This window comes from Hydrogenophaga sp. RAC07, from assembly GCF_001713375.1.
Lineage (GTDB): Bacteria > Pseudomonadota > Gammaproteobacteria > Burkholderiales > Burkholderiaceae_C > Hydrogenophaga.
This window is the reverse complement of the sequence record NZ_CP016449.1, coordinates 1,885,742-1,904,262: the sequence shown is the minus strand read 5'-3', so window position 1 is coordinate 1,904,262 and position 18,521 is coordinate 1,885,742. Positions and strand designations below refer to the sequence as shown.

Here is an 18,521-nt window from a genome sequence, read left to right as displayed (position 1 = left end):
TGCTGCCACCTCAGGACAAGCGACACACTCAGCATGCTGGATTTGAACCGACACAACGCGCTGCCCCTGATTCCGAGACGCCGCGCGCTCGGCCTGGTTTCCACCCTCCCGCTGCTGGGCTGGCCACTTGCCTCCCAGGCCCAGTTCCGGGTCGAGGTGGCGGGCGTCGGCCTCACCCAGTTTCCGTTTTCTGCCGTGGGTTTCCGCGGCAACGACGCGGCCAGTGAAAACATCGCGGCCATTGTGCGCGCTGACCTCGAACGCAGCGGCCAGTTCCGCTTCGTGGACCCCATTGCCGGCGGGCTGGACGAGACCTCCCGCCCCGACCTCGGCCCCTGGCGCGAGCGCCGAACCGACTCCCTGCTCACCGGCAGCGTCACCAAACTGGCCGATGGCCGATTTGACGTGCGCTTCCGCCTCTGGGACGTGGTGCGCGGGCAAGACCTCGGTGGCCTGAGCTATCCGGTGGGCGCACAAGACCTGCGCCTGGCGGCCCACCGCGTGGCCGACTTCATCTACGAGAAGATCACCGGCGAAAAAGGGGTGTTCTCCACGCGCATCGCCTACGTCACCAAAACGGCGCAACGCCACAACCTCTGGGTGGCCGACGCCGATGGTGAAAACGCGCGCGCGGCCCTCACCAGTCCCGAACCCATCATCTCGCCGAGCTGGGCGCCCGGTGGCGCGCAGCTCGCCTATGTGTCTTTCGAAGCGCGCAAGCCCGTGATCTATGCGCACGACGTGGCCTCGGGCCGCCGCCGCTTGCTGGCCAACTTCAAGGGCTCCAACAGCGCGCCGTCGTGGTCGCCCGATGGCCGCTCGGTGGTCGCCACGCTTTCGCTCTCGGGCAACGCGCAGGTGTATGCGATGGACGCCACCGGTGGCGACCCGCGGCGCTTGAGCCAGTCGGCCAGCATCGACACCGAGCCGGTGTTCAGCCCCGACGGCAAGTCCATCTATTTCGTGAGCGACCGCGGTGGTTCGCCACAGGTGTACCGCATGGGTGCACAAGGCGGCAGCGCCCAGCGCCTGACCTTCGCCGGCAACTACAACATCTCGCCCGCACCCAGCCCGGACGGGCGCTGGCTGGCCTTCATCTCCCGCGTCAATGGGGCGTTCCGCCTGCATGTGATGGAGCTGGCCAGTGGTACCGTGACGGCACTCACCGAGTCGAGTGCCGACGAGAGTCCCAGCTTCGCGCCCAACAGCCGCATGATCATTTACGCCACCCGCGACAAGGGCCAGGAAGCGCTCATGACCACCACGGTGGACGGTCGCATCAAGACCCGACTGGCTGGCGCGCAGGGTGACATCCGCGAGCCCGAGTGGGGCCCGTTCCTGCGTTGATCCTTCTCCGGGAGTCCGCGGACTCCCGCCCCAATCCCGCACACTTTTCATCTTTAGGAACTTCTCATGAACACCATCCACATTCCCTCCACCATTCGAAACACGCGCCTTCAGCGTGGTCTGCGCCTGGTGGCCGGCCTTGGCCTGGCGGCCGTGCTGGCCGCCTGCAGCTCGGGTGTGAAGCTTGACGACGTGCCGGTTGAAGACCGCTCGGGCTCGGCGCTGAACTCCGGTGCTGCGGCCGGTGGGCAAGGCGGCGCGGTCGATCCTCGTGGCGTGTCCGGCGTGTCCGTGGGTGGTGCCGATTCGGCGCAACCCGCTGCCGTGGCCCGCATCATCTACTTCGACTACGACAGTTTCGAAGTCAAGGCCGACTCGGCCGCCACGCTGGAAGCCAACGCGCGTTACCTCAATGCCAACCGCACCCGCCGTGTGAACCTCGAAGGGCACACCGACGAGCGCGGTGGCCGCGAATACAACCTGGCGCTGGGTCAGAAGCGCGCCGAAGCCGTGCGCCGTGCGCTGGGTTTGCTGGGCGTGACCGAAGCACAGATGGAAGCCGTGAGCTTTGGTGAAGAGAAGCCCGCCCAGGTCGGTCTTGACGAAGCATCGTTCGCCAAAAACCGCCGTGTTGAACTGACCTACCGTTGAACATGAAGCTCACCGCCGCCGCGCCCTGGGCGCTTTGTCTGGCCACGCTGTGGCCCTTGCAGGCGCACGCCTTGTTCGGCGACGACGAGGCGCGCAAGGCCATCATCGAGTTGCGGCAGAAAGTCGACGCCAACAAGCAGGCCGCCGACGCCGCTGCTGCCGAAGCGCGCGAGGGCGATGCGAGCACGCGCCGCAGCCTGCTGGAGCTGTCCAACCAGATCGAGCAATTGCGGGCCGAGCTGGCGCGTCTCCGGGGCCAGAACGAGCAGCTGGCGCGTGAGGTGTCGGAGTTGCAGCGCCAGCAGAAAGACGTGCAGGTCGGCATCGACGAGCGCCTGCGTCAGGTGGAACCGCTTCGCATCGAGTTTGACGGCCAGACCTTCACCGCCGCGCCAGCCGAGAAGGCCGACTTCGAAGCCGCCATGGCGCAGCTGCGCAAGTCGGAATTCCAGCCCGCGTCGGCTTCGTACGCAACGTTCCTGCAGCGTTACCCGGCCAGCGGCTACACGCCGTCGGTTCTCTACTGGCTGGGCAATGCGCAGTACGCCAACCGCGCCTACAAGGAAGCTGTGGCCACCCACGGCCGGCTGGTGCGCGAGTTCCCGGCCCACATGCGCACGCCCGAGGCCATGCTCGCCATGGCCAACAGCCATGTCGAACTGAAAGACGCGCGCACCGCCAAGAGCACGCTCGAAAACCTGGTCAAAGCACATCCGAACTCCGAAGCCGCTGCCGCGGCGCGCGAGCGCCTGGCCCGCCTGCGTTGATGTGAGCCGCGTGTTCCGGCGCGCGGCCATCGGGGGCAGGGCTCGCCTCCTACAATGGCGGCCATGGAAATCGCCGACCTCGCCAGACTCAACACCCTCGTCCTTTGGGCTGCTTTCGCAGTGGCCCTTGTTTTCGGGTTCATCGCGCAACGCACGCACTTCTGCACCATGGGCGCCATCAGCGACATCGTGAACATGGGCGACTGGACCCGCATGCGCATGTGGGGCATGGCGGTGGGCATCGCGATGATCGGCTTTTACGTCATGGCCTGGCTGGGCTGGATCGATCCCACCCAGAGCATCTACACCGGTCCTCGCGTCGTCTGGCTTTCTGCCGTGTCGGGCGGGGCCTTGTTCGGCTTCGGCATGGTGCTGGCCTCCGGGTGCGGCAGCAAAACGCTGGTGCGCATCGGTGCAGGGAGCCTGAAGTCGCTGGTGGTCTTTGTCGTCATGGGGGTTGCCGCGTTTGCCACGCTGCGTGGCGTGACCGCTGTGCTTCGCGTGAACACGGTGGACACCGTCTCCTTCACAATGGCGTCGGGCTCGGCGCTGCCGGCCTGGCTGGCCACGGTATCGGGCACTGCGCCTGCGCTCACCGGACTGTTGTTTGCACTGGTGGTCGGTGGTGCATTGGTGCTTTGGGCATTGCTGGGGCGTGATTTCCGCACCGGCAACAACCTGCTGGCGGGCATCGGACTCGGGCTGGTGGTGACCGCCATGTGGTGGGTGAGTGGCCGCCTGGGTTTTGTGGCCGAACATCCCGAAACGCTGGAAGCGGTCTTTCTGGGCAGCAACTCCGGGCGCATGGACGCACTGACCTTCACCGCACCCATGGCCTACACCCTGGACTGGCTCATCTTTTTCAGCGACACGTCCAAGGTACTGACCTTCGGAACCGTCACCGTGGCCGGCATGGTGGTCGGCGCGTTTGTGTGCGCTGTGCTGGAAGGCAGCTTCCGCTGGGAGGGATTCCGCACCACCCAGGACACGGCGTTGCACATGGCCGGTGGCGTGTGCATGGGCGTGGGCGGCGTCACGGCGCTGGGCTGCACGGTCGGCCAGGGCATGTCGGGGCTGTCCACCTTGAGCCTCACCAGCATCATCGCGGTGACCGGCATCGTGCTCGGTGCCATCGGTGGTTTCCGGTTCCAGATATGGTTGCTGGACCGCGAGTGACGCAGGAAATCAACGAACGCTTCGAGCGCCGTTTCGGCGGGCTGCGCCGACTCTACGGTGTCGACGGGGCGCAGCGCATCTTCGACGCGCACGTGGTGGTGGTGGGCATCGGCGGGGTGGGTTCGTGGGCGGTGGAGGCCCTGGCGCGCAGCGGCGTGCGGCGCCTCACCTTGATCGATCTTGATCACGTGTCCGAGTCCAACATCAACCGGCAGATCCACGCGCTGGAACCCACCTTGGGTCAGGCCAAAGCCGAAGCCATGCGTGATCGCATCGCGCTCTTTCACGCCGATTGCGTGGTGGATGTGGTCGATGATTTTGTGACGCCGGACAACTGGCCCGCCTTGCTGCACAGTGTGTCGGGTCGTGAGGGCTTGCCCTCGGCGGTCATCGATGCATGCGACCAGGTGCGTGCCAAGACCACCCTGGCCGCCTGGGCTGCAGCGCACGCCATTCCCTTTGTCACGGTGGGTGCTGCGGGCGGCAAGCGGCTCACGCACGCGGTCGATGTTGCAGACCTGAGTGAGGTCACGCACGATCCTCTGTTGGCGCAGCTGCGTTACCGCCTGCGCAAACATCACGGCGGCGCCCGCACAGGGCGCATGGGCGTGGGCTGTGTTTTCAGCCGTGAGACCGTGGCGCCACCCGACGCGTCGTGCAACATCGAAGACGTGGATGGCTCGCTGAACTGCCACGGCTACGGCTCGGTGGTGAGCGTCACTGCAGCGTTCGGCTTTTGTGCTGCCGGGTGGGTGATGAACAACCTGGCGAAAGATGTGCAAGCAATCTTGAAGAGGTCTTCAAAAGGGCCCGAAAAAGAAGCTATAATTTGAGGCTTCGCGGGATACACAATGTGCAAACAGAGTGTCGAATGTGAAGCCCTGATGGGACGTTAGCTCAGTTGGTAGAGCAGCGGACTTTTAATCCGTTTGTCGTGGGTTCGACCCCCGCACGTCCCACCAAAACACGTGAAGCCCTGATCGAAAGATCAGGGCTTTTTTGTTGCCCGCTGCATGCGCAGCAGCGGGCAAGGTGCATCGCAAGAGCTCAGCGTTTCTTGAAGAAGCCGTAGATCACCAGCAGGATGATCGCGCCGATCACCGATGCGATGAAGCCGACCAGGTCGCCCTGTCGGTAGAGGCCCAGCGCTGCGCCCAGATAGCCGGCCAGGAAAGCACCGGCCACGCCCAGCAGGGCAGTCATGATCCAGCCCATGCTGTCGTTGCCGGGTTTGAGCGCGCGTGCGATGAAACCGGCGATGAGGCCGATGAAGAGGGTGCCGAGAATGGACATCATTCGAAAAACTCCTGAGCGTTGAGGTGGATACAAAAGCACTAGAGACCGCACTCTAGCTGTTTTCCACGTTTCGCTCAGTTTGCGAACCCACAGCCGAAGCGAAAACTCAGGCGCTCACAGCCTCGATGGCTTCGGTGAGCTCCAGCCAACGGGCTTCGAGCGCTTCGTTTTCGTCGTTGACGGCCTTGAGCTGTTTGCCGTTCTTTGCGAGGTCGGCCGGGCTGAGTGGCTGTCCCATGGCGGCTTCCAGGCGCGCTTTGTCCTGCGCCAGTTGTGCCATGCGTTTCTCGGTCTGCTCCAGCTCTTTCTTGAGCGGCTTGGTCTTTTCGGCCAGCTGCTGTCGGCGCTGGGCATCGTTGCGCTTTTGCTCGGGCGCTGCCACGGCGAGCACGGCCGGAGCGCGTTGCGCATCGCGCTGTTCCTGGCGCTGTGCCTCGCGTGACTGCTTGGCCATGTCGAGCAGGTAGCGCTGGTAGTCGTCAAGGTCGCCGTCAAACGGCTCGATGCCGCCGCGCGAGACCAGCCAGAACTCGTCGCACACGGCGCGCAGCAGCGCACGGTCGTGGCTGACCAGCATGACGGTGCCTTCGAACTCGTTGAGTGCCACCGACAGGGCCTCGCGCGTGGCGAGGTCCAGGTGGTTGGTGGGCTCGTCGAGCAGCAGCAGGTTGGGGCGCTGCCAGACAATCATGCACAGCACCAGGCGGGCCTTTTCGCCGCCGCTCATGCTGCCCACGCTTTGTTTGACCTGGTCGCCGGTGAAGTTGAAGTTGCCCAGGAAGCTCCGAAGGTCCTGCTCGCGTGTGGGCTGGCCGCTCAGACGGCCTTCGGCTGTGCACTCGCGCACCAAGCGGATCATGTGTTCGAGCGGTGTGTCGGCCGGGCGGAGCACGTCGAGCTCTTGCTGTGCGAAGTATCCGATGTTGAGGCCCTTGCCCTCGGTGATCTCGCCGGCAATCGGCTGCAGATCGCGCGCGATGGTCTTGACCACAGTGGACTTGCCCTGGCCGTTGGCGCCCAGGATGCCGATGCGCTGGCCCGCCAGCACTGAGCGGCTGATGTTGCGCACGATCACGGTGGGCTCGCTGCCTTCGTCGGGCGGCGGGTAACCAAAGCTCGCGTCGCTCATGGCCAGCATCGGGTTCGGCAGGTTCTGCGGCTCGGTGAACTCGAAGGTGAAGTCGGCATCGGCCAGCACCGGGCCGATTTTTTCCATGCGCTCCAGGGCCTTCACGCGGCTTTGCGCCTGCTTGGCCTTGCTGGCCTTGGCCTTGAAGCGGTCGATGAACTTCTGCAGGTGCGCCATCTTGTCCTGCTGGCGCGAATAGGCCGACTGCTGCAGGGCCATCTGCTCGGCGCGCATGTCTTCAAAGCGGCTGTAGTTGCCGCCGTAGCGGGTGAGCTGCGCGGTGTGGATGTGGATGGTGACGTTGGTCACCGCGTCCAGAAACTCGCGGTCGTGGCTGATGACCAGCATGGTGCCTTCGTAGCGTTTGAGCCAGGCTTCCAGCCAGACCAATGCATCGAGGTCCAGGTGGTTGGTGGGTTCGTCGAGCAGCAGAAGTTCGCTGGGGCACATCAGCGCGCGGGCCAGTTGCAGGCGCATGCGCCAGCCACCCGAGAAACTGTTGACCGGGCGCTCGAGTTCGTCGGTGCGAAAACCCAGGCCGAGAATCAGTGCTTGCGCGCGGGCGGGCGCGTCGTGCGCGCCGGCGTCGTGCAGCGCCATGTAGGCGTGCGCCATGCGCTCGCCGTCGCCGCTGTCTTCCGATGCGGTCACTTCCTGCTGGGCTGCGAGCAGGGTCACATCGCCCTCGATCACGAACTGCGTGGCCGATTGTTCGGTCTCGGGCATGTCCTGCGCCACCTGCGCCATGCGCCACTGTGGTGGCACGTAGAAGTCGCCCTTGTCTTCGTGGAGGGTGTGGTTGAGCAAGCCGAACAGGCTGGACTTGCCCGCGCCGTTGCGTCCGACGAGGCCGACTTTTTCACCCGGGTTGATGGTGCAGGACGCGTTGTCGAGCAGGACCTTCACGCCGCGGCGAAGGACAAGGTTTTTCAAGGTGATCATGGAGCGGGCGTCGTTGAGGTGGGCGTCGCCGTGAGGGATTCAAGGGTGAGCAAAAGTACCTGGTCGTCGCCGGCGCTGGTGGCCATCCAGACAACTTCGAGGTGGGGAAACGCGGCTTCAAAGTGCTCGCGTTCATTGCCGATTTCCAGCACCAGCACGCCTTGGGGTTTCAGGCGGCGGGGCAGGTCGCGGATCAGGGCGCGCACGAAGTCCATGCCGTCGACGTTGCCGGCGGTGTTGCCGTCCAGCGCAAGGGCCGGCTCGGCGCGGTATTCGGGTGGCAGCGCGGCCATGCTGCGCGCGTTCACGTAAGGTGGGTTGCACAGCACCAGGTCCCAGGGGCCAGGACAGTTCTGCAGGCCGTCGGACTCCACCAGCCGGATGCGGTGCTGCAGTTCGTGGCGCGCCACGTTGATGCGGGCAACTTCGAGCGCCTCGGCGGAGATGTCGGCGCCGGTCACGCGCACATCGGGGTAGGCCAGGGCCGCGAGCACGGCCAGGCTGCCGTTGCCGGTGCACAGGTCCAGCACGTCGCGGGTTCTTTCGTCCAGCCAGGGGTCGATGGAACCTTCGGCCAGCAGCTCGGCAATGAAGCTGCGCGGCACGATGGCGCGGCGGTCCACGTGGAAAGACACGCCCTGCAGCCAGGCTTCACCAGTGAGGTAGGCGGCGGGTTCGCGGGTGTCGATGCGCCGCTGGATCAAGGCGTTCACCTCGGCCTGCTGCTCGGGCGTCACCGGGTGGCGGGCGAGGGTGTCGAGGTCGCTGTCCAGCGGCAGGCCAAGCTGCCACAGCACGAGCCAGATGGCTTCGTCGCGCGCGTTGGTGGTGCCGTGGCCATAGGCCAGTCTGGCCGCGTCCAGGCGGCGGGTGGCCGCGGCCAGCAGTTCTTTCAGTTTCACAGTGCGCTCAGTCGGGAGAGCCGGCAAGGCGGGACAGGTTGTCCAGCGTGCGGCGGTAAATGTTCTTGAGCGGTTCGATGTCGGCCACGGCCACATGCTCGTCGATCTTGTGGATGGTGGCGTTGGGTGGGCCGAGTTCGATCACCTGCGGGCAGACCTGGGCGATGAATCGCCCGTCGCTGGTGCCGCCGGTGGTGGAGAGCTCGGTCGTGATGCCGGTTTCTTTGTGGATGGCCGCACGCACGGCCTCCACCAGCGTGCCGGGAGGTGTGAGAAAGGGCCGCCCGCCCAGCGTCCAGGCGAGCTCGTAGTCGTTGCCGGGTTGCAGACCGTGGCCTGCGAGGATGTCGGCCACGCGCTGCTGCAAACCCTCGGGCGTGGACTCGGTGGAGAAACGGAAGTTGAAATCAATCACCACGGTGCCTGGGATCACATTGCTCGCGCCCGTGCCGCCGTGGATGTTGCTGATCTGCCAGCTGGTGGGCGGGAAAAACGCGTTGCCCGCGTCCCAGGTGGTCGCGACCAGTTCGGCCAGCGCGGGCGCCGCCTGGTGTATCGGGTTTCTGGCGAGGTGCGGATAAGCGATGTGGCCCTGGATGCCCTTGACAGTGAGCTTGCCGCTCAGCGTGCCGCGGCGGCCGTTCTTGATCATGTCGCCGGTGCGCTCGACCGAGGTGGGTTCACCCACGATGCACCAGTCGAGCCGCTCGCCGCGTTGTTTCAGGCGCTCGCAGACCACCACCGTGCCGTCCAGCGCCGGGCCTTCTTCGTCGCTGGTGAGCAGAAAGGCGATGTCGATGGTCGGCTCGGGATGCGCCGCCACAAACTCTTCGCAAGCCACCACCATGGCCGCCAGCGAGGCTTTCATGTCGCTCGCACCGCGGCCATAGAGCTTGCCGTCGCGGTGCGTGGGGGCGAAGGGGTCGCTGCTCCACGCGGTGGCGGGGCCCGTGGGCACCACGTCGGTGTGGCCGGCAAAGATCAGCGTGGGCTGCTGGCCCGTGCCCAGGCGCGCCCAGAGGTTGGTCACGCGGAAATCGTCGGGGCCGCTTTCGATGGTTTCGCAGCGGAAGCCCAGGGCCTCCAGACGCTGCGCAATGACCGACTGGCAGCCTTCATCGCGCGGCGTGACGGAAGCACGGGCGATGAGCTGTTCGGTCAGGCGCAGGGTGTCGGTCATGGGATCAATGTTTCACGTCGAGCGTGAACTCGGTGAAGGTGGCGTTCTCGGCCGCGTCTTCGTCGTTGGAGTTGGCGGCGTCGTTGGCCTTGATGGCATTGAAGTCGTTTTGCAAGCGCCACAGCAGGTTGTTGGGCGAATCGGCCTGGGCCAGACCTTCGTTGCGTGTGACGAGGCCGTCGTTTATGAGCCGGGCCAGATCCTGCTCGAAGCTCTGCGACCCATCGGCCAGCGACTTCTCCATGGCCTCGCGCACGCCGGAGAAGTCGGCCTTCTGGATCAGGTCGGCGATCAGCGAGGTGTTGAGCAGCACTTCCATGGCGGGCACGCGGCTGCCGGTGTGGGTGCGCAGCAGGCGCTGCGACACGATCGCGCGCAGCGCAGCGGCCAGGTCACCCAGCATGGTGGGACGCACTTCCACCGGGTAGAAGCTCAGGATGCGGTTGAGCGCCTGGTAGCTGTTGTTGGCGTGCAGTGTGGCCAGGCACAGGTGGCCCGACTGCGCATAAGCGATGGCGGCCGACATGGTTTCGCGGTCGCGAATCTCACCGATCAGGATCACGTCGGGCGCCTGGCGCAGCGCGTTCTTCAGCGCGATCTGCAGCGACGCGGTGTCCGGCCCGATCTCGCGCTGGTTCACCACCGATTTCTTGTTCTTGTAGACGTACTCGATCGGGTCCTCGATGGTGAGCACGTGACCGCTGGCCGACTCGTTGCGGTGGTCGATCATGGCCGCCAGCGTGGTGCTCTTGCCGGCGCCGGTGGCACCCACCATGAGCACCAGACCGCGCTTTTCCATCACCAGATCGGCCAGCACCGGCGCCACATTGAGCGAGTCGAGCGCGGGAATGTCGCCCGGGATGAAACGGATCACCACCGCGATGTTGCCGCGCTGGCGGAAAGCGCTCACGCGGAAATTGCCCAGCGCCTCCAGCGGCACCGCCATGTTGAGCTCGCCGGTTTCCTGCAGCTCTTCCATGCGTGTGGACGGCACGATCTCCGAGAGCAGGTTGCGCGGCGCCTCGGGAGGCAGCACCTGGCTGTTGATCGGGATGGTCTGGCCATTGATCTTGATCATGGCCGGCGCATGCGCCGTCAAATACACGTCCGAGGCCTTCTTGTCGGCCATCAGGCGCAGGATGCGCTCCATTGTTCCGCTGCTCATGCTGATCCCTTCAAGTGAATTCGTACAGTGAGGCAGGCCGCCGCGCCGGGCCGCCCCAAGCAAGGCCAGCCCCCTTGGGGGGCAGCGACCCGCGAAGCGGTGGAGCGTGGGGGCACCATGTTCAGTCTCTGAGGAGATCGTTCAAGCTGGTCTTGGAGCGCGTCTGCGCGTCCACCGTCTTGACGATGATGGCCGCGTAGGTGCTGTAGTCCTTGCCCGATGCCGTTTTCTTGGGCAGGCTGCCACTGATCACCACGCTGCCGCTCGGCACGCGGCCAAACACCACCTCGCCGGTGTCGCGGTTGAAGATGGGTGTGCTCTGGCCGAGGTACACGCCCATGCCGAGCACGGAGTTTTCTTCGACGACCACGCCTTCAACGACTTCGGAGCGCGCGCCGATGAAGCAGTTGTCTTCGATGATGGTGGGGCCGGCCTGCAACGGCTCCAGCACGCCGCCAATGCCGACACCGCCCGAGAGGTGCACGTTCTTGCCGATCTGGGCACACGAGCCGACCGTGGCCCAGGTGTCGACCATGGTGTTTTCGTCCACGTACGCGCCGATGTTCACATAGCTGGGCATCAGGATCGCGCCCTTGGCCACAAAGCTGCCGCGACGCGCCACGGCGGGCGGCACCACGCGCACGCCGGTGGCCTTCATTTCGGATTCGCTCAGGTGCGAGAACTTGGTCTTGACCTTGTCGAAGAAGCCCAGGTCACCGGCGCGCATGAGTTCGTTGTCCTTCAGGCGGAACGACAGCAGCACCGCCTTCTTGATCCACTGGTGCACCGTCCACTGGCCCACCGCCTGGCGCGTGGCCACGCGCAGGCGGCCCTTGTTCAGCTCGGCGATCACGTGTTCCACGGCATCCAGCACTTCCTTCGGCGCGGAGGCGGGGGAGAGTTCGGCGCGGTTGTCCCAGGCGTTGTCGATCAGGGTTTGCAGTTGTTGTGTCATGAGGCTGGTCGGAGAAGGGAATTGAGAGGAGAGGGGGTCAGGCGCGCCCGGCCATGAAAGCCCGGATGCGGTGCGCCGCTTCCAGGCATTCGGCGGGCTCGGCCACCAGGGCCATGCGCACACGGCCCGTGCCGGGGTTCGATCCGTTGAAGTCGCGCGCCAGATAACTGCCGGGCAGAACCGTCACATTGTATTGAGCCAGCAGGGCGCGGGCGAAGGCTTCATCAGCGCTCAGTCCCGCGGCGACGTCTGCATACGACGCCGGCACGCCGGCCCAGAGGTAAAACGAAGCGTCGGGCAGGGCCACATCCAGCACCTCGGCCAGCAACGGTGTGACCTGGGCGAACTTTTCGCGGTATTGGCGCCGGTTGTCCACCACGTGCGCTTCGTCTTCCCAGGCGGCCTTGCTGGCGGCCTGCACCACCGGGCTCATGGCGCCACCGTGGTAGGTGCGGTAGAGCAGAAAGGGCTTGACCAGCGCGGCGTCACCCGCCACAAAACCACTGCGCAGGCCGGGCACGTTGCTGCGCTTGGACAGGCTGGTGAAGCTCAGCAGGTTGCGGAAATCGGTGCGACCCAGCGCCTGCGCGGCCTGCAACCCGCCCAGCGGCGGTTCGTCGCGGAAATAGATCTCGCTGTAGCACTCATCGGATGCGATCACGAAGCCGTGCCGGTCGCTGAGTTCAAACAGCTTGCGCCACTCGTCCAGCGGCATCACCGCGCCGGCCGGGTTGCCGGGTGAACACACAAACAGCAGCTGGGTGCGGGCCCAGACCTCGGCCGGCACGCTGTCCCAGTCGGCCGCGAAGTTGCGCGCCGGGTCACTGGCCACATAGAACGGCTCTGCGCCGCCCAGCAGGGCCGCGCCTTCGTAGATTTGGTAGAACGGGTTGGGGAACACCACTGTGGCGCCCGGGCGGGTCGGGTCGATCACGGTCTGCGCGAAGGCAAAGAGCGCTTCGCGCGAGCCATTGACCGGCAGCACCTGCGTGGCCGGGTTCACCGCCACGCCGTAGCGCCGCTGCACCCAGGCTGCGCAGGCCTCGCGCAGGGCGGGCTCGCCCGCGGTGGCCGGGTAGCTGGACAGGCCGGTGTCCAGCGCGGCGGCCAGGGCCTGTTTCAAAAACACGGGTGCGGCGTGTTTGGGCTCACCGATCCCCAGGCTGATGGGCCGCAGGTCGGGGTTGGGGGTGATGTCGGCAAAGAGGCGGCGCAGCCGCTCGAAGGGGTAGGGCTGCAGGCGGGACAAAAGCGGGTTCATGCCGCGATTATCCCGGTGCCCGGCGACACCCCGGGCCTGCGGGGACGTTCGCACTCCCCGCCAAGCGCTGATCAGCGCGCGCGGGCCACTGCCTTGGCGGGTTTGCTGCGCAGGTACTGGAACAGCTGGTCCACCGACAGCACGGCGGTCATCATCAAGGTGATGGCGATCACCAGCGTGGGCAGGCGGAACGAACTGATGTAGCCCGTGCCCTGCGGAATCGCGTTGCGGCTCTCGGTGGTGCACACGAACTCGGCTGCGTACATGCCGGTGTAGTGCATGGCGCAAACCGCCACGCCCATGGCCAGGGCGGCGGCCACGCGGCGGTTGAGCGTGGGGCTGTTGAAGGCCAGCCAGAGCGCTGCCGTGGCCGCCACGACGGCGATCACGATGGAGAGCACCACCACGCCGTAGTCCCAGCGGATGTAGCCGTTGATCTTCAGCCCGAACATGCCCAGGTAGTGCATGACCACCACACTCATGCCCAGGAGCACGCCGGCCGTGACCAGGCGGAGCAGCTTGTCGGGCGATCTGGCGGCAAAGCTCACCGTCCATGACGTGGCCACGATCACGACGAGAAGTGATACGAAGGTATCCATCATGGAATAGCTGCTGCCCACGTCCATGTCGAGCGCGAGCATGCCGATGAAGTGCATGGACCACACGCCGATGCCACCCAGGGCAACTCCCACTGTGACGATGTTGGACAGGCTCTGGCGCCCGCCGCGCTGGTTCACCCGGCCGGCGGCGGTGAGCGCAACAAAGGAGCCGATGACGGCAAAGGCAAACGACAAGGCGACCAGCAGGGGGTCGAAGGCGGCGGTGACGTTGGGGTTCATGGTGAAGAGGCGACGTCCGCGGAATGGCGGGGTTCAAGCTGACGGGCGGAGCATACGGTTTGTTGGCACAAAAGTAAGCATGCCAACCTTCGTGCACTGTGAAAAACGACTCGGTCTTTGGCCTTTTCGGCAGGCTTCGGGTCCAGGCCGCCGATCCGCAGGCCCCGCGAGGCCGCGGGGTATCATTTCGCTCGCGTCGTCGGCCAAGGGCGGGCGTTCCTTCGTAGTCAGTCATCGGGCAGCGCCGTGCGTCTCAATTCCATCAAGCTCTCCGGCTTCAAGTCCTTCGCCGAACCGACCAATTTCATGCTCCCGGGCCAGCTGGTGGGCGTGGTCGGGCCCAATGGTTGCGGCAAGTCCAACATCATGGATGCGGTGCGCTGGGTTCTGGGTGAGTCCAAGGCCTCCGAGCTGCGCGGCGAGTCCATGCAGGACGTCATCTTCAACGGCACCAACACCCGCAAGCCGGCCAGCCGCTCCAGCGTGGAACTGGTGTTCGACAACAGCGACCATCGCGCCGGTGGCCAGTGGGGACAGTTCGGCGAAATCGCGGTCAAGCGCGTGCTCACGCGCGACGGCACCAGCAGCTATTACATCAACAACCAGCCGGTGCGCCGCCGCGACGTGCAGGACGTTTTCCTCGGCACCGGTCTGGGCCCGCGTGCCTACGCCATCATTGGCCAGGGCACCATCAGCCGCATCATCGAAAGCAAGCCCGAAGAGCTGCGCCTGTTCCTCGAAGAAGCCGCGGGTGTCTCCAAATACAAGGAACGCCGGCGCGAGACCGCGCACCGCCTGGCCGACACGCGCGAGAACCTCACCCGGGTCGAAGACATCCTGCGCGAGCTCAACGCCAACCTCGACAAGCTGGAAAAACAGGCCGAGGTGGCCGCGAAATACAACAACCTGCAGGCCGGCGTCACGCTCAAGCAGCACCAGCTCTGGTTCATGAAGCGCAGCGAGGCCGAGGCCGACCAGGTCAAGGTCAAAACCGACGCGGCCCAGGCGGTCAACGACCTGGAGTCGCGCACCGCCGATCTGCGCCGCATCGAGAGCGAGCTGGAAACCATCCGCCAGGCGCACTACGCCGCGGGTGACCAGGTCAACCAGGCGCAGGGCAAGCTGTACGAAGCCAGTGCCGAGGTCGGCAAGCTCGAGGCCGAGATCCGATTTGTGGTCGAAGGCCGCACCCGCGTGGAACAGCGCCTGGTGCAACTCAAGGAACAGATCGCCTCCTGGACCACGCGCAGCGAAGACGCGGCGGTGGAACTGGAGCAGCTGGCCGAATCCATGGTGCAGGCCGAGGACCAGTCGGTGGTGCTGGCCGCGCAGGGCGAAGAACAGTCGGGGGCCTTGCCCGCGCTTGAAGACAGCCTGCGCCAGGCCCAGGCCCGCGCCAACGAGCAGCGCGCCAGCGTCACCCAGGTGCAGCAGCAGATCCAGGTGCTGGCGGCCGAACAGCGCAGCATCGAGGAACAGAGCCGCACGCTCAACCAGCGCCGTGAGCGCCTGACCGCCGACCGCAACGCGCTGGCCGCGCCCGACGAAGCCCGACTGCTGAATGCGCAAGCCCAGCTCGCCAGCGCACAAGAATCGGCCGAAATGAACGACGCCGTGCTGCACGAGTTGCAGGACAGCGTGCCTCAGTTGGACGAAGCCCGCCGCGGTGCGCAGCAGGGCGTCAATCAGGAATCGGCCAAACAGGCCGACCTGTCGGCCCGCCTGGAGGCGCTCAAAGCGCTGCAGGAGAAGGTCAAAACCGACGGCAAACTGAAACCCTGGTTGGCCAAACACGGGCTCGACGGCCTGCAAGGCCTGTGGAGCCGCATCCACATCGAGACCGGCTGGGAAAACGCGCTGGAGGCCGCGCTGCGTGAGCGCCTGGGTGCGCTCGAGGTTTCTCGCCTGGACATGGTGCGTGCCATCGGCAACGACGCGCCACCCGCCAAGCTGTCCTTCTACAACCCACCGTCGGCCGGGGCCAGTCCGGCGAGCACCGGCGGCCTCAAGCCCCTGGCTTCCTGGCTGCGCCTGAACGACGCCGGCCAGCAGGCCCTGCTCGCCGAGTGGCTGCACGGCTGCCTGACCGCGCCCAGCCTCGAAGACGCCATGGCGCAGCGCACGCAGCTGCAGCCCGGCGAGGTGATCTTTGTGGCTAGCGGTCATGCGGTCACAGCGCACAGCGTGAGCTTCTACGCTCCCGACAGCGAACAGGCCGGCCTGCTGGCGCGCGCGCAGGACATCGAGAACATCGACAAGCAGCTCAAGGCGCAGGTGTTGATCAACGAGCAGGCGCGCTCCAGCCTGATTCGCGCCGAGGCCGCGTACACCGACGCGTCGCAGCGGCTGGTGAGTGCGCGGCGCGAGGCCGCCGAGTCGCGCAGCCGCGCGCACGAGTTGCAGGTGGAGGCCCTGCGCCTCACCCAGCTGGCCGAGCAGACCCGCGCGCGCAGCGAACAGATCGCGGCCGACCTGGCCGAGGTGGACGCGCAGCTCGACGAATTGCAAGAGCGCCGCGTGACCGCCGAAGCGCGGTTCGAAGAGCTCGACATGCAGCTGGCCGACAGCCAGGAGCGCCACGCGCAGCTGGACGACACGGTGATCGCGGCCGAGCGCTCGCTGAACCAGGCCCGCGAACAGCAGCGCTCGCTGGAGCGCACCGCACAAGAAGCCACGTTTGCCCTGCGCAGCCTGCAGGCGCGCCAGGCCGAGCTGCAGCGCTCGCTGGAGACCGCAGCCACACAGGAAAAGTCGCTCGCGGACGAACAACAACGCGCCGCCGACGAACTGGGCCGCCTCAACGACGCGGCCGCGCAGGCCGGCCTGCAGGACGCGCTGGCCATGAAGCTGGAGCGCGAACAGGCCCTGGGCGCGCTGCGCAGCCAGTACGACGACCTCACGGCCAAGCTGCGGGCCAGCGACGAACGCCGCCTGCAACTCGAACGCGAACTGGAGCCGCTGCGCAACCGCATCACCGATTTCCAGCTCAAGGAACAGGCCGCGCGCCTGGGCGTGGAGCAGTACAGCCAGATGCTCGACGAAGCGCAGGCCGACCTGGCCGCAGTGGCGCAGAGCATCACGGAGAACAACGTGCGCCTGCCCGGCATGCAGGGCGAGATCGACCGCCTGCACCGCGAAATCCAGGCGCTCGGCGCCGTCAACCTGGCCGCACTGGACGAACTCACCGCCGCACGCGAGCGCAAGACTTTCCTAGATGCGCAGACGGCCGATCTGGTCGAGGCCATGAACACGCTGGAAGACGCGATCAAGAAGATCGACAACGAAACGCGCGACCTGCTGGGCAGCACGTTCGAGACCGTCAACACGCACTTCGGCAAGATGTTCCCCGAGCTGTTTGGTGGCGGCAACGCGCGCCTGGTGATGACCGGTGAAGAAATCCTGGACGCCGGTGTGCAGGTGATGGCGCAGCCGCCCGGCAAGAAGAACCAGACCATCCACCTGCTCTCGGGTGGCGAGAAGGCCCTCACCGCGATCGCGCTGGTGTTCGCCATCTTCCAGCTCAACCCCGCGCCGTTCTGTCTGCTCGACGAGGTGGATGCGCCGCTGGACGATGCCAACACCGAGCGCTACGCCAAGCTGGTCACGGCCATGGCCAAAGAGACGCAGTTCCTGTTCATCAGCCACAACAAGATCGCCATGGAAATGGCCGAGCAGCTGATCGGCGTCACCATGCAGGAGCAGGGCGTCTCCCGCATCGTGGCGGTGGACATGGAATCGGCCGCCGGCATGCTCGAACCCACCTGAACAACAACACCATGAGCACACTGCAAATCAGCCTGGCCATCATCGGAGGGCTCGTGCTCGCGGGTGTGGTGGCCTACAACGCCTGGGTCACCCGCAAAAGTGCGCCGCGCCTGGCGCGCGAACGTTCGGCCCACGGTTCCGACGACGCCGCGAGCGACGAGACCGTGCCGTACTCGCCCGAAGACCTCACCGGCCATGAGATCCAGCGCATCGACCCCGTGCTGGGCGACGTGCCCGGCGCAGCCATGGCGCCCGACCCGGCCGCGATTGCCGTGGCGGCCGCCGCGGTGAGCGTCAATCCCCTGTTGCACCAGCCCGAGCGCAAACCCAGCCTGGACGCGCTGATCGACGTGATCACGCCGCTGGTGCTGGACCACCAGGTCTCGGGCGACGCGCTGCTGGCCGCGCTGCCCGGCACACGCCGCGTGGGCAGCAAGCCGTTCGCGGTCGAAGGCTTGTGTGACGCCACCGGCGAATGGGAAACCCCACGCCTGGGCCAGCGCTACCGCGCCCTGCAAGCCGGTGTACAGCTGGCCAACCGGGCCGGCGCGCTCAACGACATCGAGTTCTCCGAGTTCGTGGTGAAGGCCCAGGCCTTTGCCGACGCGGTGGGTGCGGCGCCCGAATTCCCCGACATGCGCGCCGAAGTGGCCCGCGCCCGCGAGCTCGACGCCTTTGCCAGCGGGCACGACGCACAACTGGGCTTCACCCTGCGCGCCCGCCGCGCCGCCTGGAGCCCGGGCTATGTGGCGCAGCATGCCGCCAAGCTCGGCTTTGTGGCGGGTGCCTTGCCCGGCCGCATGGTGCTGTCGGGCAGCGAGAGCGGGCAGGCGCCCATCCTGAGCCTGGTGTTCGACCCGCAGGCCGCCATGGCCGAAGACCCCGAACAAAGCGCCTTGCGCGAGGTGGCGTTGTCGCTGGAAGTCACACACGTGCCGCGCAGCGAACAGCCCTTTGTGCGCATGCGCCAGGCGGCCAAGGCGCTGGCCGAGGCCATGGACGGTGTGGTGACCGACGACGCGGGCCAGCCGCTGTCCACCGACACCATGGACGGCATCGGCGCCGACCTGGAAAGCCTGTACGACGCGCTGGACAGCCGCGATCTCGCAGCTGGCTCGCCCCAGGCCAGACGACTCTTCTCCTGAT

15 protein-coding genes and 1 tRNA gene are annotated in these 18,521 nt (G+C 66.2%); 8 read left to right on the top strand and 8 right to left on the bottom strand.

Going from position 1 to position 18,521, the window contains the following annotated elements:
* The first annotated feature begins 33 nt into the window (after nucleotides 1-33).
* The 6 genes from tolB to BSY239_RS08860 all read left to right on the top strand — a co-directional run bounded on the left by tolB (nucleotide 34) and on the right by BSY239_RS08860 (nucleotide 4,903).
* Nucleotides 34-1,347 (top strand): Tol-Pal system beta propeller repeat protein TolB, encoded by a 1,314-nt coding sequence (tolB, locus tag BSY239_RS08885; protein WP_069046528.1) that lies wholly within the window; start codon nucleotides 34-36, stop codon nucleotides 1,345-1,347.
* A 66-nt stretch (nucleotides 1,348-1,413) separates the two neighbouring features.
* The gene (gene pal, locus BSY239_RS08880; protein WP_069046527.1) at nucleotides 1,414-1,998 is read left to right on the top strand and encodes a peptidoglycan-associated lipoprotein Pal; all 585 of its coding nucleotides are present in this window, start codon (nucleotides 1,414-1,416) and stop codon (nucleotides 1,996-1,998) included.
* Between the two features lie 2 nt (nucleotides 1,999-2,000).
* Nucleotides 2,001-2,765, top strand: coding sequence for a tol-pal system protein YbgF (gene ybgF / locus BSY239_RS08875; protein WP_069046526.1), 765 nt, complete (start codon nucleotides 2,001-2,003; stop codon nucleotides 2,763-2,765).
* A 63-nt stretch (nucleotides 2,766-2,828) separates the two neighbouring features.
* Complete coding sequence (locus BSY239_RS08870; protein WP_069048884.1) at nucleotides 2,829-3,941, top strand: YeeE/YedE family protein; 1,113 nt, start codon at nucleotides 2,829-2,831, stop codon at nucleotides 3,939-3,941.
* Nucleotides 3,920-4,774 carry a tRNA threonylcarbamoyladenosine dehydratase gene (locus BSY239_RS08865; RefSeq protein WP_069046525.1) on the top strand — a complete coding sequence of 285 codons (855 nt, stop codon included), beginning with the start codon at nucleotides 3,920-3,922 and terminating at the stop codon, nucleotides 4,772-4,774. Before BSY239_RS08870 ends, BSY239_RS08865 begins: the two co-directional genes overlap by 22 nt.
* Before the next feature lie 53 nt (nucleotides 4,775-4,827).
* Nucleotides 4,828-4,903 (top strand) — tRNA-Lys (locus tag BSY239_RS08860).
* 85 nt (nucleotides 4,904-4,988) lie between these two features.
* Here BSY239_RS08860 and BSY239_RS08855 read toward each other — a convergent pair.
* The 8 genes from BSY239_RS08855 to BSY239_RS08820 all read right to left on the bottom strand — a co-directional run bounded on the left by BSY239_RS08855 (nucleotide 4,989) and on the right by BSY239_RS08820 (nucleotide 13,610).
* Complete coding sequence (locus BSY239_RS08855) at nucleotides 4,989-5,237, bottom strand: GlsB/YeaQ/YmgE family stress response membrane protein (protein WP_216637511.1); 249 nt, start codon at nucleotides 5,235-5,237, stop codon at nucleotides 4,989-4,991.
* Between the two features lie 106 nt (nucleotides 5,238-5,343).
* Nucleotides 5,344-7,308, bottom strand: coding sequence for an ABC-F family ATP-binding cassette domain-containing protein (locus tag BSY239_RS08850; protein WP_069046524.1), 1,965 nt, complete (start codon nucleotides 7,306-7,308; stop codon nucleotides 5,344-5,346).
* A complete protein-coding gene (gene prmB / locus BSY239_RS08845; protein ID WP_069046523.1) occupies nucleotides 7,305-8,210 on the bottom strand; it encodes a 50S ribosomal protein L3 N(5)-glutamine methyltransferase in 906 nt (301 codons plus the stop codon). Before prmB ends, BSY239_RS08850 begins: the two co-directional genes overlap by 4 nt.
* Before the next feature lie 7 nt (nucleotides 8,211-8,217).
* On the bottom strand, nucleotides 8,218-9,390 hold the full coding sequence (gene dapE / locus BSY239_RS08840; protein ID WP_069046522.1) for a succinyl-diaminopimelate desuccinylase: 1,173 nt from the start codon (nucleotides 9,388-9,390) through the stop codon (nucleotides 8,218-8,220).
* 4 nt (nucleotides 9,391-9,394) lie between these two features.
* Complete coding sequence (locus BSY239_RS08835; protein WP_069046521.1) at nucleotides 9,395-10,555, bottom strand: PilT/PilU family type 4a pilus ATPase; 1,161 nt, start codon at nucleotides 10,553-10,555, stop codon at nucleotides 9,395-9,397.
* A 121-nt stretch (nucleotides 10,556-10,676) separates the two neighbouring features.
* Nucleotides 10,677-11,510: a 2,3,4,5-tetrahydropyridine-2,6-dicarboxylate N-succinyltransferase gene (gene dapD / locus BSY239_RS08830; RefSeq protein ID WP_069046520.1), complete on the bottom strand. Its 834-nt coding sequence runs from the start codon at nucleotides 11,508-11,510 to the stop codon at nucleotides 10,677-10,679.
* Between the two features lie 37 nt (nucleotides 11,511-11,547).
* A complete protein-coding gene (gene dapC, locus BSY239_RS08825; protein WP_069046519.1) occupies nucleotides 11,548-12,771 on the bottom strand; it encodes a succinyldiaminopimelate transaminase in 1,224 nt (407 codons plus the stop codon).
* Between the two features lie 71 nt (nucleotides 12,772-12,842).
* Nucleotides 12,843-13,610, bottom strand: a complete 768-nt coding sequence (locus tag BSY239_RS08820; protein WP_069046518.1) for an MHYT domain-containing protein — start codon at nucleotides 13,608-13,610, stop codon at nucleotides 12,843-12,845.
* A 246-nt stretch (nucleotides 13,611-13,856) separates the two neighbouring features.
* Here BSY239_RS08820 and smc point away from each other — a divergent pair, with 246 nt between their 5' ends.
* Nucleotides 13,857-17,375, top strand: coding sequence for a chromosome segregation protein SMC (gene smc / locus BSY239_RS08815; RefSeq protein WP_069046517.1), 3,519 nt, complete (start codon nucleotides 13,857-13,859; stop codon nucleotides 17,373-17,375).
* A gap of 11 nt (nucleotides 17,376-17,386) precedes the next feature.
* Complete coding sequence (locus tag BSY239_RS08810) at nucleotides 17,387-18,520, top strand: cell division protein ZipA C-terminal FtsZ-binding domain-containing protein (protein WP_069046516.1); 1,134 nt, start codon at nucleotides 17,387-17,389, stop codon at nucleotides 18,518-18,520.
* Nucleotide 18,521 lies beyond the last annotated feature (1 nt).

Excerpts from the sequence above, each read along its gene's own strand:
- tolB (WP_069046528.1), top strand. The coding sequence starts at position 34 with ATGCTGGATTTGAACCGACACAACGCGCTGCCCCTGATTCCGAGACGC.
- pal (WP_069046527.1), top strand. The coding sequence starts at position 1,414 with ATGAACACCATCCACATTCCCTCCACCATTCGAAACACGCGCCTTCAG.
- ybgF (WP_069046526.1), top strand. The coding sequence starts at position 2,001 with ATGAAGCTCACCGCCGCCGCGCCCTGGGCGCTTTGTCTGGCCACGCTG.
- BSY239_RS08870 (WP_069048884.1), top strand. The coding sequence starts at position 2,829 with ATGGAAATCGCCGACCTCGCCAGACTCAACACCCTCGTCCTTTGGGCT.
- BSY239_RS08865 (WP_069046525.1), top strand. The coding sequence starts at position 3,920 with ATGGTTGCTGGACCGCGAGTGACGCAGGAAATCAACGAACGCTTCGAG.
- BSY239_RS08855 (WP_216637511.1), bottom strand. The coding sequence starts at position 5,237 with ATGATGTCCATTCTCGGCACCCTCTTCATCGGCCTCATCGCCGGTTTC.
- BSY239_RS08850 (WP_069046524.1), bottom strand. The coding sequence starts at position 7,308 with ATGATCACCTTGAAAAACCTTGTCCTTCGCCGCGGCGTGAAGGTCCTG.
- dapE (WP_069046522.1), bottom strand. The coding sequence starts at position 9,390 with ATGACCGACACCCTGCGCCTGACCGAACAGCTCATCGCCCGTGCTTCC.
- BSY239_RS08835 (WP_069046521.1), bottom strand. The coding sequence starts at position 10,555 with ATGAGCAGCGGAACAATGGAGCGCATCCTGCGCCTGATGGCCGACAAG.
- dapD (WP_069046520.1), bottom strand. The coding sequence starts at position 11,510 with ATGACACAACAACTGCAAACCCTGATCGACAACGCCTGGGACAACCGC.
- dapC (WP_069046519.1), bottom strand. The coding sequence starts at position 12,771 with ATGAACCCGCTTTTGTCCCGCCTGCAGCCCTACCCCTTCGAGCGGCTG.
- BSY239_RS08820 (WP_069046518.1), bottom strand. The coding sequence starts at position 13,610 with ATGAACCCCAACGTCACCGCCGCCTTCGACCCCCTGCTGGTCGCCTTG.
- BSY239_RS08810 (WP_069046516.1), top strand. The coding sequence starts at position 17,387 with ATGAGCACACTGCAAATCAGCCTGGCCATCATCGGAGGGCTCGTGCTC.